This window comes from Klebsiella sp. KP20-425-1 (assembly GCF_025813515.1).
Lineage (GTDB): Bacteria > Pseudomonadota > Gammaproteobacteria > Enterobacterales > Enterobacteriaceae > Klebsiella > Klebsiella pneumoniae.
Genome location: NZ_CP109614.1, coordinates 566,329 through 579,468, shown reverse-complemented (window position 1 = coordinate 579,468; position 13,140 = coordinate 566,329). Strand labels below are relative to the sequence as shown.

At 57.5% G+C, this 13,140-nt stretch carries 14 protein-coding genes; 5 read left to right on the top strand and 9 right to left on the bottom strand.

All coding sequences use genetic code 11. From position 1 onward, the window contains the following. Nucleotides 1–10 precede the first annotated feature (10 nt). A complete protein-coding gene (locus OHJ17_RS02830) occupies nt 11–658 on the bottom strand; it encodes an NAD(P)H-binding protein (protein WP_020317103.1) in 648 nt (215 codons plus the stop codon). 128 nt (nt 659–786) lie between these two features. Between OHJ17_RS02830 and OHJ17_RS02825 the strand changes: the two genes are divergently transcribed. Beyond that, nucleotides 787–1,323, top strand: coding sequence for a type 1 glutamine amidotransferase domain-containing protein (locus OHJ17_RS02825; protein ID WP_002918221.1), 537 nt, complete (start codon nt 787–789; stop codon nt 1,321–1,323). Here the strand turns inward: OHJ17_RS02825 and OHJ17_RS02820 are convergent. Next, the gene (locus tag OHJ17_RS02820; RefSeq protein WP_009484023.1) at nt 1,285–1,728 is read right to left on the bottom strand and encodes a YhbP family protein; all 444 of its coding nucleotides are present in this window, start codon (nt 1,726–1,728) and stop codon (nt 1,285–1,287) included. The two genes, OHJ17_RS02825 and OHJ17_RS02820, sit on opposite strands and share 39 nt — an antisense overlap. A 49-nt stretch (nt 1,729–1,777) precedes the next feature. Here OHJ17_RS02820 and OHJ17_RS02815 point away from each other — a divergent pair, with 49 nt between their 5' ends. Continuing rightward, the gene (locus tag OHJ17_RS02815) at nt 1,778–2,068 is read left to right on the top strand and encodes a GIY-YIG nuclease family protein (protein WP_002918226.1); all 291 of its coding nucleotides are present in this window, start codon (nt 1,778–1,780) and stop codon (nt 2,066–2,068) included. Here the strand turns inward: OHJ17_RS02815 and OHJ17_RS02810 are convergent. Both OHJ17_RS02810 and ubiT read right to left on the bottom strand, forming a co-directional pair. Further along, nucleotides 2,055–2,558 (bottom strand): GNAT family N-acetyltransferase, encoded by a 504-nt coding sequence (locus tag OHJ17_RS02810; RefSeq protein ID WP_002918229.1) that lies wholly within the window; start codon nt 2,556–2,558, stop codon nt 2,055–2,057. The two genes, OHJ17_RS02815 and OHJ17_RS02810, sit on opposite strands and share 14 nt — an antisense overlap. Beyond that, nucleotides 2,552–3,076 (bottom strand): ubiquinone anaerobic biosynthesis accessory factor UbiT, encoded by a 525-nt coding sequence (ubiT, locus tag OHJ17_RS02805; RefSeq protein ID WP_002918231.1) that lies wholly within the window; start codon nt 3,074–3,076, stop codon nt 2,552–2,554. Before ubiT ends, OHJ17_RS02810 begins: the two co-directional genes overlap by 7 nt. A gap of 221 nt (nt 3,077–3,297) precedes the next feature. Here ubiT and ubiU point away from each other — a divergent pair, with 221 nt between their 5' ends. The 3 genes from ubiU to OHJ17_RS02790 all read left to right on the top strand — a co-directional run bounded on the left by ubiU (nt 3,298) and on the right by OHJ17_RS02790 (nt 6,328). Further along, complete coding sequence (gene ubiU / locus OHJ17_RS02800) at nt 3,298–4,293, top strand: ubiquinone anaerobic biosynthesis protein UbiU (RefSeq protein ID WP_002918232.1); 996 nt, start codon at nt 3,298–3,300, stop codon at nt 4,291–4,293. 5 nt (nt 4,294–4,298) lie between these two features. Continuing rightward, on the top strand, nt 4,299–5,177 hold the full coding sequence (locus tag OHJ17_RS02795) for a U32 family peptidase (RefSeq protein WP_002918233.1): 879 nt from the start codon (nt 4,299–4,301) through the stop codon (nt 5,175–5,177). Between the two features lie 143 nt (nt 5,178–5,320). Then, complete coding sequence (locus tag OHJ17_RS02790) at nt 5,321–6,328, top strand: luciferase-like monooxygenase (RefSeq protein ID WP_002918234.1); 1,008 nt, start codon at nt 5,321–5,323, stop codon at nt 6,326–6,328. A gap of 44 nt (nt 6,329–6,372) precedes the next feature. Here the strand turns inward: OHJ17_RS02790 and mtr are convergent, their stop codons facing one another. The 5 genes from mtr to pnp all read right to left on the bottom strand — a co-directional run bounded on the left by mtr (nt 6,373) and on the right by pnp (nt 12,999). Further along, complete coding sequence (gene mtr, locus OHJ17_RS02785; protein WP_004900870.1) at nt 6,373–7,617, bottom strand: tryptophan permease; 1,245 nt, start codon at nt 7,615–7,617, stop codon at nt 6,373–6,375. A gap of 144 nt (nt 7,618–7,761) precedes the next feature. Then, complete coding sequence (gene deaD / locus OHJ17_RS02780) at nt 7,762–9,693, bottom strand: ATP-dependent RNA helicase DeaD (RefSeq protein ID WP_004150943.1); 1,932 nt, start codon at nt 9,691–9,693, stop codon at nt 7,762–7,764. Then, nucleotides 9,686–9,766: a protein YrbN gene (gene yrbN, locus OHJ17_RS02775; RefSeq protein ID WP_085903200.1), complete on the bottom strand. Its 81-nt coding sequence runs from the start codon at nt 9,764–9,766 to the stop codon at nt 9,686–9,688. Before yrbN ends, deaD begins: the two co-directional genes overlap by 8 nt. A 104-nt stretch (nt 9,767–9,870) precedes the next feature. Further along, nucleotides 9,871–10,755 (bottom strand): lipoprotein NlpI, encoded by an 885-nt coding sequence (nlpI, locus tag OHJ17_RS02770; protein WP_002918241.1) that lies wholly within the window; start codon nt 10,753–10,755, stop codon nt 9,871–9,873. Between the two features lie 108 nt (nt 10,756–10,863). After that, the gene (gene pnp, locus OHJ17_RS02765) at nt 10,864–12,999 is read right to left on the bottom strand and encodes a polyribonucleotide nucleotidyltransferase (protein ID WP_004150944.1); all 2,136 of its coding nucleotides are present in this window, start codon (nt 12,997–12,999) and stop codon (nt 10,864–10,866) included. Between the last annotated feature and the right edge of the window lie 141 nt (nt 13,000–13,140).

The following is a 13,140-nucleotide window of genomic DNA, read 5'->3' as shown; positions in this document are numbered from 1 at the left end:
TTGCAAACCGCTATTCAGCCTGCCGCGCGGCGCGCTCCCGTAGTTCCGATGATGTCAGAATTCGCACCCCTTCGTGGGTGGGCGACAGCGCCTCCGCCAGCAGGGCGATCGCCACATCGCGGGCCGCAATGGATTTCCAGTTCCCCGGCAAGAGCCGGAACAATGGTGCGAGGAAGGTCTCATTGGTCCGCTTTTTTTCCCGCTCGCCTGACAGCATCGACGGCCTGGCGATGGTCAGCCGCGGCCAGTCTTGCTCAATCAGCGCCGCCTCCATTTCCCCCTTCACCCGATTGTAGAAAAACGGCGAGTGGGCGTTGGCGCCCATCGCGCTAACCACCAGCATATGTTGCGCACCCAGTCGTTTGCCGGTCAGCGCGGTATCAACCACCAGCGTGTAGTCAGCATGGACGAAGGCCTCTTTGCTCCCGGCCTCCCGGCGCGTCGTTCCCAGGCAACAGAAGACGATATCCACCGGGTCAACCACCTGCGCCAGGGCATCGGTCAGCTGGGGATCGTGAGGATTAAAGACACCTTCCGCTGGCGCCAGCGGGCGACGCGTCGGCGCGGCGATGGTGCTTATACGGGGCTCATTCTGCAGCAGCCGGAGTAAGTGACCGCCAACTAACCCGGTCGCGCCGGTTAATAATACCTGACTCATTGGTTCTCCTTTACAGAATTCTCCGCCTTGCACTTTCAGGCTCATGTTCCAGGCTTAATACCTTACAAGGTAAGTATCCACCATCATCATGGAATTACCTCATTGACCATCCAGACAGTGGAGGAAGCATGAGTAAAAAGATAGCCGTCCTCATTACCGACGACTTTGAAGATTCTGAATTTACCTCTCCCGCCGAAGCCTTTAAGCTCGCCGGGCATCAGGTCATCACGATCGAAAAGCAGGCTGGCAAAACGGTGAAGGGTAAGCAGGGAGAAGCCGAGGTCGCCATCGACAGAGCCATCGATGACGTCACACCGGGTGAATTTGATGCCTTATTGCTGCCCGGGGGCTACTCTCCCGACCAGCTGCGTGGTGATGAACGCTTCGTCACCTTTACCCGCGATTTTGTCAACGGCGGTAAGCCGGTGTTTGCCATCTGCCACGGTCCGCAGCTGCTGATCAGCGCCGATGTGATCCGCGGACGTAAGCTCACGGCGGTGAAACCGATTGTGGTGGATGTGAAAAACGCCGGGGGCGAGTTTTACGACCAGGAGGTGGTGGTCGATAACGAACAGCTGGTCACCAGCAGAACGCCGGACGATCTGCCGGCCTTCAATCGCGAAGCGCTACGCCTGCTCGGCGCCGGCATCACGCCGCCAGTATAATTTTTTCCCGAAACCCAGCGTGTTGTCGGTAAATTTGATTTCGTCCGGACGAATCTCCCATACCGGCGCCGACAGCATGCGGGCCACCGGGAAGCGCTTGACGTAGCGCTGGCGCATTCGCGCCTCTTCGTCACCGCTCAGACGACGGATCTCGCCTTTGAACTGCACGCCGCGGATCAGGGCCACGGTTTTTGGCTGGCCGTTAACCGTGCCGGCCACCTTCGCCCTCTGTCCGGTCATCTGGCCATGGCGGGTGTGCTCCTCGCTGAGCAGATAAAAGGCCACGGTATCCGGGTCATAGACGTAAAAGGCATTCGCGCACCACAGCTCGTCTTCACGGGAGACGCACCAGGTGACGACGTGCTGTTTACTCAGCCAGCGACCAATGGCGGTAAGCGTATCCATCTTTCTTCTCCATTATGCTATGGTGCACACACCTTACCATAGTGACTTTGTGACCGTGTGCTGGTTTCTGTATCTCATTCGAACCGCGGATAATCGCCTTTATACCGGCATCACCACCGACGTGCCACGCCGCTTTCGCCAGCATCAGGCGGGAAAAGGCGCAAAGGCGTTGCGCGGCAAAGGCGACCTGCAGCTGGCCTTTAGCCACGAAGTTGGTGAACACTCACTTGCATTGCGACTGGAATATCGCGTCAAGCAGCTAACGAAGCGCGAAAAAGAGCGCCTCGTTGCCGGAGAGGATGCCTTCGAAACCCTGCTGGCAAGGCTTAAAGACGATTAAAGTGCTCGCTGTATTCTACCTGGCCATGGACGCCGTCGAGGGCGTCATCCGCCAGACGGTGAACCTGGAACGCCTCGGCGCTGTCCGGCCAGCGGCAGCGGAGATCGAAGCGCGCGGCCGGTTCAAAGCCGAAGCGACGGTATAAATCCGGGTCGCCCAGCGTCACCACCGCGGCGTAGCCAAACTCATTCAGCGAGTCCAGCCCTTCATAAACCAGCTGCCGGCCAATGCCCTGTCCGCGGTAGCGTTCATCTACCGCCAGCGGCGCCAGGCCGACCCACTGCAGTTCTTCACCTTCCACCGCCACCGGGCTGAAGGCAACGTAGCCGATCACCTGGCCTTCATCATCCGTCGCCACTACCCCCAGCGTGATCAGTCCATCTTCACGCAGATCGTGCACCAGCTGCGCTTCGGCATCGCGGCCGAAAGTACGACGCAGCAGCGCGTCGATTCCCGGTGCATCAATCCCAATCTCCACTCGAATCAGCATGCCTCACCTACCGATGTCTGTTCAGGTTTCTGCGGGCTCTTCAGTCCAGCTTCGACAAAATCCGCCAGTTGCAGCAACATCACGCGCAGCGCTTTTGGCATCTGCTCGAGCTCAATGGCGTCCATCAAATTTTTTACATACAGCCCCAGCTCCGTATCGCCTTCAATGACCAGACGACGCTGGAAGAATAGCGTATCCGGATCCTGCTTGCGCGCGGCGATCATTAACAGATCGCTGGCGTCGGCGCTGAAGCTGACGTCGGCGTCGGCCTGCTGGCTGACCACCAGTCGACCATCGACTACCGAGGTATACCACAGCAGACCGATGTCACGCACATGAATACTTAACCAACGCCCCTCAAGAAACTCCAGCTCCCCCTCCGCCAGCGCCTGGCGAAACTGCCAGCTCAGCACTTGCTCCAGCACCTGGCGCTTGAGGGCAAAAGGCGCCAGCTTAACCGGCACGCTCATTAAAGACGGGCCAAAGTGGACCAGCCGGGAACGCAGTTTATCCAACACAAGCTTTACTCCATGAATGCAATAGTTCCGCTATTGTGCCATATCACATAAACAACATAGCGGCGTAAATCAACAAAAACGCGATGACGGCCGCCAGTTATTGGCGCCGCCAATACACTTTTAACTGCCTCAAATCAAAAATTGTCACCAGAAGGTTAACTAAAATCCCTGCTCGTTAACCATTCAGCGTCCCTGACGGGCCGCATTTTTCAGGAAAAATTATGGAGCTGCTCTGCCCAGCCGGTAACCTTCCGGCGCTTAAGGCGGCCATCGAAAACGGCGCCGATGCCGTCTATATCGGGCTGAAAGATGACACCAACGCCCGCCACTTTGCCGGCCTTAATTTCACCGAAAAGAAACTGCAGGAAGCCGTCAGCTTTGTGCATCAGCACCGTCGTAAGCTGCATATCGCCATCAATACCTTCGCTCATCCCGACGGCTACGCCCGCTGGCAGCGAGCAGTGGATATGGCCGCTCAACTGGGCGCCGATGCGCTCATTCTGGCCGATATCGCCATGCTGGAGTACGCTGCGGAGCGTTACCCACACATTGAGCGTCACGTTTCGGTGCAGGCTTCCGCCACCAATGAAGAGGCCATTCGCTTCTATCATCGCAACTTCGACGTCGCGCGCGTCGTACTGCCGCGCGTGTTGTCTATTCATCAGGTGAAACAGTTGGCCCGCGCCACGCCGGTGCCGCTGGAAGTCTTCGCCTTCGGCAGCCTGTGCATCATGGCGGAAGGCCGCTGCTATCTCTCTTCCTACCTGACCGGCGAATCGCCCAACACCGTCGGCGCCTGTTCGCCTGCCCGCTTCGTACGCTGGCAGCAAACGCCGCAGGGGCTGGAATCGCGTCTCAATGAAGTGCTGATTGACCGTTATCAGGATGGCGAAAATGCCGGTTATCCGACGCTGTGCAAAGGCCGCTACCTGGTTGATGGCGAGCGCTATCACGCGCTGGAGGAGCCCACCAGCCTCAACACCCTGGAACTGTTGCCGGAATTGATGGCCGCCAATATCGCCTCGGTGAAAATCGAAGGCCGTCAGCGCAGCCCGGCTTACGTGACCCAGGTGGCGAAAGTCTGGCGCCAGGCGATCGATCGCTGCAAGGCCGATCCGCAGAATTTCGTACCACAGTCCGCCTGGATGGAGACCCTGGGCGCCATGTCCGAGGGGACACAAACTACCCTTGGCGCTTATCACCGTAAATGGCAGTGAGAAACATGAAATATTCATTAGGGCCGGTGCTGTACTACTGGCCAAAAGAGACGCTGGAAGATTTTTACCAGCAGGCGGCAAACTGCAGCGCCGACACCATTTATCTCGGCGAAGCGGTATGCAGCAAACGCCGCGCCACCAAAGTTGGCGACTGGATCGAAATGGCGAAAACGCTGGCCGCTAGCGGCAAGCAGGTGGTGCTCTCCACCCTCGCGCTGGTGCAGGCCTCTTCTGAACTGGGCGAGCTGAAGCGCTATGTCGATAACGGCGAATTTCTGATTGAGGCCAGCGATTTGGGCGTGGTAAATCTCTGCGCCGAACGCAAGCTACCGTTCGTCGCCGGGCATGCGCTGAACTGCTACAACGCCGTCACCCTGCGCCTGCTGCGGAAACAGGGCATGGTGCGCTGGTGCATGCCGGTGGAACTCTCCCGCGACTGGCTGGCTAATTTACTGACCCAGTGCGAAGAGCTGGGTATCCGCAACCAGTTTGAAGTCGAAGTGCTGAGCTACGGCCATCTGCCGCTGGCTTATTCCGCGCGCTGCTTTACCGCCCGCTCGGAAGACCGGCCAAAGGACGAGTGCGAAACCTGCTGCATCAAGTACCCAACCGGGCGCAGCATGCTGTCGCAGGAGAACCAGCAGGTGTTCGTGCTCAATGGTATTCAGACCATGAGCGGCTACGTCTATAACCTGGGCAATGAGCTGACCTCCATGCACGGCCTGGTGGATATGGTGCGCCTGTCGCCGATGGGCAACGAGACCTTCGCCATGCTCGAGGCCTTCCGCGCCAACGAAAACGGCGCTGCGCCGCTGGATCTCACCAGCAATAGCGATTGCAACGGCTACTGGAAACGATTGCCAGGACTGGTGCTTCAGGCCTGATAAACCGCTCACTTTGTTAACAACAGTGCTCAGATTTTAATGCATTATTAAAGATGCAGCTTTTCTGGCTGGCGCGTCCAGGATGCGCCAGGCTGGAAGAAGACCTTCAATCTGATGACGATGCTGTAGCAAAGTGAGCCTTTATGACTGACAAATCTGTTCCATTCTCGGTGCTCGATCTGGCGCCGATCCCACAAGGATCTTCTGCCAAAGAAGCCTTTACCCACTCTCTGGATCTCGCCCGGCTGGCCGAATCGCGCGGCTATCATCGCTACTGGCTGGCGGAGCACCATAATATGGTCGGCATTGCCAGCGCAGCGACCTCGGTGCTGATTGGCTATCTCGCCGCCAACACCACCACCCTGCATCTCGGGTCCGGCGGCGTGATGCTGCCTAACCACTCTCCACTGGTGATAGCTGAGCAGTTCGGCACCCTGAACACCCTTTACCCCGGGCGGATCGACCTCGGCCTTGGCCGCGCGCCGGGCAGCGATCAGCCGACCATGCGCGCCCTGCGTCGCCATATGAGCGGCGATGTCGATAATTTCCCGCGCGATGTAGCGGAACTGGTGGACTGGTTTGACGCCCGCGATCCGAACCCGCACGTGCGCCCGGTTCCCGGCTACGGGGAGCGCATTCCAGTATGGCTGCTGGGCTCAAGCCTCTATAGCGCGCAACTGGCGGCGCAGCTCGGCCTGCCGTTTGCCTTCGCCTCGCACTTCGCGCCGGATATGTTGTTCCAGGCCCTGCATCTGTATCGCAGCAATTTCAAACCTTCGGCGCGGCTGGAAAAACCGTACGCGATGGTGTGTATCAATATCATCGCCGCCGACAGCAACCGCGATGCGGAGTTTCTCTTCACCTCCATGCAACAGGCGTTTGTGAAGCTGCGTCGCGGCGAGACCGGTCAGTTGCCGCCGCCGGTGGAAAATATGCATCAGCTGTGGTCAGCATCCGAGCAGTATGGTGTGCAGCAGGCACTGAGCATGTCGCTGGTCGGCGATAAAACTAAAGTCCGCCATGGGCTAGAGTCGATTCTGCGTGAAACCGAGGCGGACGAAATCATGGTCAATGGCCAGATCTTCGACCACCAGGCGCGTCTGCATTCTTTCGATTTAGCGATGCAGGTGAAAGAGGAGCTGTTGGGGTAACACACACGTCAGCCCGGTGGACGTCGCGCCACCGGGCAATAGCTTTACTGATAAACCGGCAGCAGATTGACGCTCGACAGGATATGTACAATCGCATTGCCGAGGCCAAAGAGCAGGATCAGCACAATCATTGGCGTTCCGCCCCAAACGCGGAACTGTGGGCTGCCGAAGCGTTTGCGTGAGGCGTGAGCCAGCAGCGCCGGTACAATCGCCGCCCAGATCGTCGCCGCCAGGCCAGCATAGCCGATGGCGTAGAGGAAACCATCGGGTTTGACCAGTCCGCCAATCATCGGCGGGATAAAGGTCAGCAGCGCGGTTTTAAAGCGTCCCATCGCGCTATCGTCAAAGCCAAACAGATCCGCCAGGTAGTCGAACAGCCCCAGCGTCACGCCGAGGAACGAACTGGCGACAGCAAAGTTCGAGAACACCACCAGCAGCAGATCCAGACTCCGACTATTCAGCACGCCGCTCAACGCCTGCACCAGCACATCAATGTTGCCGCCCTTCTGCGCAATGTCGATAAACTGCGGACGAGGGATGTTACCCATCGTCACCAGCAGCCAAACGACATACAGACCCAGCGCCAGCAGCGTACCGTAGGTTAAGCAGCGGATGATGGTGCGCGGATCTTTTCCGTAGTATTTCATCAGGCTCGGCACGTTGCCGTGATAGCCAAACGAGGCCAGGCAGAACGGGAGCGTCATCAGCAGGTATGGCGCATAGGAGGCATTCTTCTCCGCAACGTTAAATAGCGTCGTCGGCTCGACGTGCCCGAGCAGGCTACCGAAGGTCAGGAAGAAGGTGATCACCTTAGCGCCCAGTACGATAGCCGTCATGCGGCTCACCGCTTTGGTGCTCATCCAGACGATAAACGCCACCAGCAGCGCAAAGCCGAAGCCCGCCGCGCGCGCCGGCACCTTCAGCGACAGTTCACTGAAGGTGTGGTGGAGGATCGAACCGCTCGCCGAAATATAGGCGTAGGTCAGGATATAGAGCACAAAGGCGATTGATACACCGTTCACCAGGTTCCAGCCCTTGCCGAGCAGGTCTTTGGTAATGGTGTCGAAGCTGGAGCCGATGCGGTAGTTAAGATTGGCCTCGAGGATCATCAAACCGGAGTGCAGCATGCAGAACCAGGTGAAGACCAGCGCCGCCAGCGACCAGAAAAACCACGCGCCGGACATCACCACCGGCAGCGAGAACATGCCCGCGCCGATAATCGTGCCGCCGATAATCACCACGCCGCCAAACAGAGACGGACGGGTTGCCGTAGTGGTTAGTGTCGCCATTTACCGAATTCTCCAGTCGAAAATACTTCGCTCACGTTGAGCATGACGCACTGTACCAGTACACGAGTACAAAGGGAATAAAAAAAGCCCCAATCATGACGATCGGGGCTGTATTATTTAGTTTACGCTAGCGGGCGGCGTTGATTACGCATCGCCACCGAAGCGACGGCGACCGGCTGAGTCATCGCGGCGCGGCGCGGATGCATCGTCACGACGCGGCGCACGGCCTTCACGACGTTCGCCGCTGAAACGACGTCCTTCACCACGACCGCCTTCACGACGTTCGCCACCGAAGCCACGGCCGCCTTCACGACGCTCGCCGCCGAAGCCACGGCCGCCTTCGCGACGCTCACCGCCGCCACGACGTTCGGTGCGCGGCTGCGCATCGCCCAGCAGCTGCATGTTCATCGGCTTGTTCAGGATACGGGTACGAGTAAAGTGCTGCAGCACTTCGCCCGGCATCCCTTTCGGCAGCTCAATGGTGGAGTGAGAAGCGAACAGCTTGATGTTACCGATGTAACGGCTGCTGATATCGCCTTCATTGGCGATCGCGCCAACGATATGACGCACTTCAACGCCGTCATCGCGACCCACTTCAATGCGATACAGCTCCATGTCACCCACGTCACGACGCTCACGCTTCGGACGATCTTCGCGATCGCCGCGCGGGCCGCGATCATTACGGTCGCCACGACGGTCGAAACGATCGTCACGATCGCGGAATTCACGACGTGGACGCATCGGCGCGTCCGGCGGAACGATCAGCGAACGTTCGCCCTGAGCCATCTTCAGCAGCGCAGCAGCCAGCGTTTCCACGTCCAGCTCTTCACCTTCCGCCGTCGGCTGGATTTTCGCCAGCAGTGCACGGTACTGATCCAGATCGCTGCTTTCCAGCTGCTGCTGAACTTTCGCGGCGAATTTTTCCAGACGACGCTTGCTCAGCAGCTCCGCGTTAGGCAGTTCCACTTCAGGAATGGTCAGCTTCATGGTGCGTTCGATGTTGCGCAGCAGACGACGCTCGCGGTTCTCAACGAACAGCAGCGCGCGGCCAGCACGACCGGCACGACCAGTACGGCCGATACGGTGAACGTAGGATTCAGAATCCATTGGGATGTCGTAGTTCACCACCAGGCTGATACGCTCAACGTCCAGGCCACGGGCCGCAACGTCAGTCGCAATCAGGATATCCAGACGACCATCTTTCAGGCGTTCCAGAGTCTGCTCACGCAGCGCCTGGTTCATGTCGCCGTTCAGCGCCGCGCTGTTGTAGCCATTACGCTCCAGCGCTTCAGCTACTTCCAGGGTCGCGTTTTTGGTACGGACGAAGATAATCGCCGCATCAAAGTCTTCCGCTTCCAGGAAACGCACCAGCGCTTCGTTTTTACGCATGCCGTAGGCAGTCCAGTAGCTCTGGCTGATATCCGGGCGAGTCGTCACGCTGGACTGAATGCGCACTTCCTGCGGCTCTTTCATAAAGCGACGGGTAATACGACGGATAGCTTCCGGCATGGTGGCGGAGAACAGCGCGGTCTGATGCCCTTCCGGGATCTGCGCCATAATGGTTTCTACATCTTCGATAAAGCCCATGCGCAGCATTTCATCTGCTTCATCCAGTACCAGGCCGCTCAGTTTGGAGAGGTCCAGGGTACCGCGCTTCAGGTGGTCCAGCAGACGACCCGGGGTACCGACGACGATCTGCGGACCCTGACGCAGGGCGCGCAGCTGCACGTCATAACGCTGGCCGCCGTACAGGGCAACCACGTTCACGCCGCGCATATGTTTAGAGAATTCCGTCATTGCTTCAGCAACCTGTACCGCCAGCTCGCGGGTCGGCGCCAGCACCAGAATCTGCGGTGCTCTCAGTTCAGGATCGATGTTGTTCAGCAGCGGTAAAGAGAATGCTGCGGTTTTACCGCTACCGGTCTGGGCCATACCCAGAACGTCGCGGCCGTCCAGCAGGTGCGGAATGCACTCAGCCTGGATCGGAGATGGTTTTTCGTAACCCAGATCGGTGAGCGCTTCAAGGATAGGAGCCTTCAGGCCCAGATCTGCAAAAGTGGTTTCGAATTCAGCCATGTAGTACGTGTGCCTCAAAATTAATGGCGGCCAGTCTACATAACTCATCGTGAAAATTTACGGTAATTTTCATTGAAAAGTGTGAACCGGCTCAAAGTAGGTGTATTAACGAACAACAACGCCCTCACCCGCGAAGGTGATGGCAAGCAAAAAACTATGGGCTGATGTGTTCGTCAGCTATTGCTGGTCCGATTCTGCCAGGTCATCTTGCTCCTGGCCCAAGAGCGATAATTCCAACAATGCGTATCGGTGCTCAACGTAGTTATGTACGTTGTTGGCGACCGCCAGTTTGAACAGTGCCGTAGCGCTGTCCTTGTCCCCCAGACTTAGGTAGTACTTACCTAAATAGAAGTTGGTTTCACTGAGATGCTCAGCGAGCGAGGTGTTATCCGTTGCGTCTGCCTTCAGACGAGTCATCAGCTCTTTTTCGCTAATGTCGCCAAGGTAGAACTCGACAATGTTCCATCCCCATTGCTCTTTATCCGACTTGTTTAAGCGCTCTCTGAGTGCTTCAAGCGCCCGCTTCTCGTCGAGTTTACGCTCGGCGATATAAAGCCACAGGCTACGGAAAGGATCATTGGGATCGTCTTGATAAAACGCCAGCAGATCATCTTGCGCTAACTTAGCCCGGCCGCCGTAATACAGGGCGATACCGCGGTTCAAGTGCGCGTAGTTGTAAGTTGGATCAAGCTCAAGTACAGAATCAAACGCTTCATAGGCAGCATCAAAATTGCCTGCCTGCGTTAAGTAAATGCCTAAGTAATTGAATACTTCCGGCATATCGGGTCGGATTGCCAGCGCTTGTGAAAAATCATTTCGCGCAAGTGCCCTCAGACCGAGACTATCATACAACACTCCGCGCTCATATAAAAGCTGTGCGCGTTCGTCATCGGATAAAGCCCGACTGGCAAGAATTTGTTCCATGCGTGCCAGAATCACTTCTTGCTGTAAAGTCGGTTGCAATGGTACTGCGAGGACGGCGTCCTTACGCCAGGCGGTGCTACTGCATCCTGCCAGCGTGAGAGCTGTCGCCACGAAACACCAGCGCAAAAAAGGCTTCATTTCCCACTCCCGAAGACAACGATTGGATGAACGTCCTGTTCCCCGGCTGCAAACGAGGCGTCCTGCCCGTAAAACGCCCTCCGCAAAAGCGGAGGGCTAACGGCAACCTTACTCGCCCTGCTCGGCAGCCGGAGCTTCCGGCGCTGCGGCAGACGGAGTCTGTTCAGTTGCTTCTTTAATGCTCAGACGGACACGGCCCTGGCGGTCAACTTCCAGAACCTTAACCGGTACTTCCTGACCCATCTGCAGGTAGTCAGTCACTTTCTCAACGCGCTTGTCAGCGATCTGCGAGATGTGAACCAGACCTTCTTTACCGCCGCCGATGGCAACGAATGCACCAAAGTCAACGATACGGGTCACTTTACCATTGTAGATGCGGCCAACTTCGATCTCAGCGGTGATCTCTTCGATACGACGGATAGCATGCTGCGCTTTGTCGCCGTCGGTCGCTGCGATCTTCACGGTACCGTCATCTTCGATCTCGATGGTAGTACCGGTCTCTTCGGTCAGGGCACGGATAACAGAACCGCCTTTACCGATAACGTCTTTGATCTTGTCCGGGTTGATCTTGATGGTGTGGATACGCGGTGCGAATTCAGAGATATCGCCGCGCGGCGCGTTAATCGCCTGCTCCATCACGCCCAGGATGTGCAGACGCGCACCTTTAGCCTGGTTCAATGCAACCTGCATGATTTCTTTGGTGATACCTTCAATTTTGATATCCATCTGCAGCGCAGAGATACCGTCGCGGGAACCCGCAACTTTGAAGTCCATATCGCCGAGGTGATCTTCGTCACCGAGGATGTCAGACAGCACGACGAAATTGTCGCCTTCTTTCACCAGACCCATTGCGATACCCGCCACAGCGGCTTTTACCGGCACGCCGGCGTCCATCAGCGCCAGAGAGGCGCCGCAGACGGAAGCCATGGAAGAGGAACCGTTAGATTCGGTGATTTCCGATACCACGCGCACGGTGTACGGGAATTCTTCAATAGTCGGCATCACGGCCAGTACGCCGCGCTTCGCCAGACGACCGTGACCGATTTCACGACGCTTCGGAGACCCCACCATGCCAGTTTCGCCTACGGAGTACGGAGGGAAGTTGTAGTGGAACAGGAAGGAGTCGGTGCGCTCGCCCATCAGTTCGTCGATGTTCTGCGCATCACGTGCGGTACCCAGAGTCGCGGTAACCAGCGCCTGCGTTTCGCCACGGGTGAACAGCGCGGAACCGTGAGTACGCGGCAGAACGCCGGTACGAACGTCCAGACCACGGATCATATCTTTTTCACGGCCATCGATACGCGGCTCGCCGGCCAGTACGCGGCTACGAACCACGTTTTTCTCGATGGCGTGCAGGATTTCACCCAGCTCGTTAGCGTCCAGGGTTTCATCTTCAGCAACCAGCGTGGCGATGGTTTCAGATTTGATCACGTCAACCTGAGCGTAACGCTCTTGTTTGTCGGTGATACGGTAAGCATCGCTCAGACGGGATTCAGCCAGCGCAGCCACGCGCGCGTTCAGCGCTTCGTTGACCGCTTCCGGCTGCCAGTCCCAACGCGGTTTACCGGCTTCTTTCACCAGGTCGTTGATGTTCTGAATAACAATCTGCTGCTGCTCGTGGCCGAAGACCACCGCGCCCAGCATCTGGTCTTCGCTCAGCAGTTCCGCTTCGGATTCCACCATCAGCACGGCCGCTTCGGTACCGGCAACCACCAGGTCCAGTTTGCTGGACTTCAGTTCTTCCTGGGTTGGGTTCAGTACGTACTGGTCGTTGATGTAACCCACGCGCGCAGCGCCGATTGGGCCATTGAACGGAATACCAGACAGCGACAGCGCAGCGGAAGCACCGATCATCGCGACGATGTCTGGGTTAACCTGCGGGTTAACGGAAACGACGGTGGCGATAACCTGAACTTCGTTAACGAAGCCTTCCGGGAACAGCGGGCGAACCGGGCGGTCAATCAGACGCGCGATCAGGGTTTCGCCTTCGCTTGGACGGCCTTCACGGCGGAAGAAACCACCCGGGATTTTACCGGCAGCGTAGGTACGCTCCTGGTAGTTAACGGTCAGCGGGAAAAAGTCCTGGCCTGGCTTCGCTTTTTTCTGACCCACAACGGTAACGAATACCGCAGTGTCATCCATGCTAACCATCACAGCGGCCGTTGCCTGGCGCGCCATCATGCCGGTTTCCAGGGTCACGGTATGCTGGCCGTACTGGAATTTACGAACGATCGGATTAAGCAAAATTCTATCCTTTTTATCTATAAATCACGCCATATCCACGACATAGCGTCTATTGACCCGATCTTCTGCATCCTCGCGACTAATGACAACCTTTACCCGCCCCTGCGGATGAAGCCTCTCATTAGCCGCGCGAACCTCTGC

Coding starts and splice junctions, on each gene's coding strand:
- OHJ17_RS02790 (WP_002918234.1), top strand. CDS start 5,321: ATGACTGACAAATCTGTTCCATTCTCGGTGCTCGATCTGGCGCCGATC.
- mtr (WP_004900870.1), bottom strand. CDS start 7,617: ATGGCGACACTAACCACTACGGCAACCCGTCCGTCTCTGTTTGGCGGC.
- nlpI (WP_002918241.1), bottom strand. CDS start 10,755: ATGAAGCCTTTTTTGCGCTGGTGTTTCGTGGCGACAGCTCTCACGCTG.
- deaD (WP_004150943.1), bottom strand. CDS start 9,693: ATGGCTGAATTCGAAACCACTTTTGCAGATCTGGGCCTGAAGGCTCCT.
- OHJ17_RS02820 (WP_009484023.1), bottom strand. CDS start 1,728: ATGGATACGCTTACCGCCATTGGTCGCTGGCTGAGTAAACAGCACGTC.
- OHJ17_RS02810 (WP_002918229.1), bottom strand. CDS start 2,558: ATGCTGATTCGAGTGGAGATTGGGATTGATGCACCGGGAATCGACGCG.
- ubiU (WP_002918232.1), top strand. CDS start 3,298: ATGGAGCTGCTCTGCCCAGCCGGTAACCTTCCGGCGCTTAAGGCGGCC.
- OHJ17_RS02795 (WP_002918233.1), top strand. CDS start 4,299: ATGAAATATTCATTAGGGCCGGTGCTGTACTACTGGCCAAAAGAGACG.
- OHJ17_RS02825 (WP_002918221.1), top strand. CDS start 787: ATGAGTAAAAAGATAGCCGTCCTCATTACCGACGACTTTGAAGATTCT.
- yrbN (WP_085903200.1), bottom strand. CDS start 9,766: ATGAAAATTACCGTAAATTTTCACGATGAGTTATGTAGACTGGCCGCC.
- OHJ17_RS02830 (WP_020317103.1), bottom strand. CDS start 658: ATGAGTCAGGTATTATTAACCGGCGCGACCGGGTTAGTTGGCGGTCAC.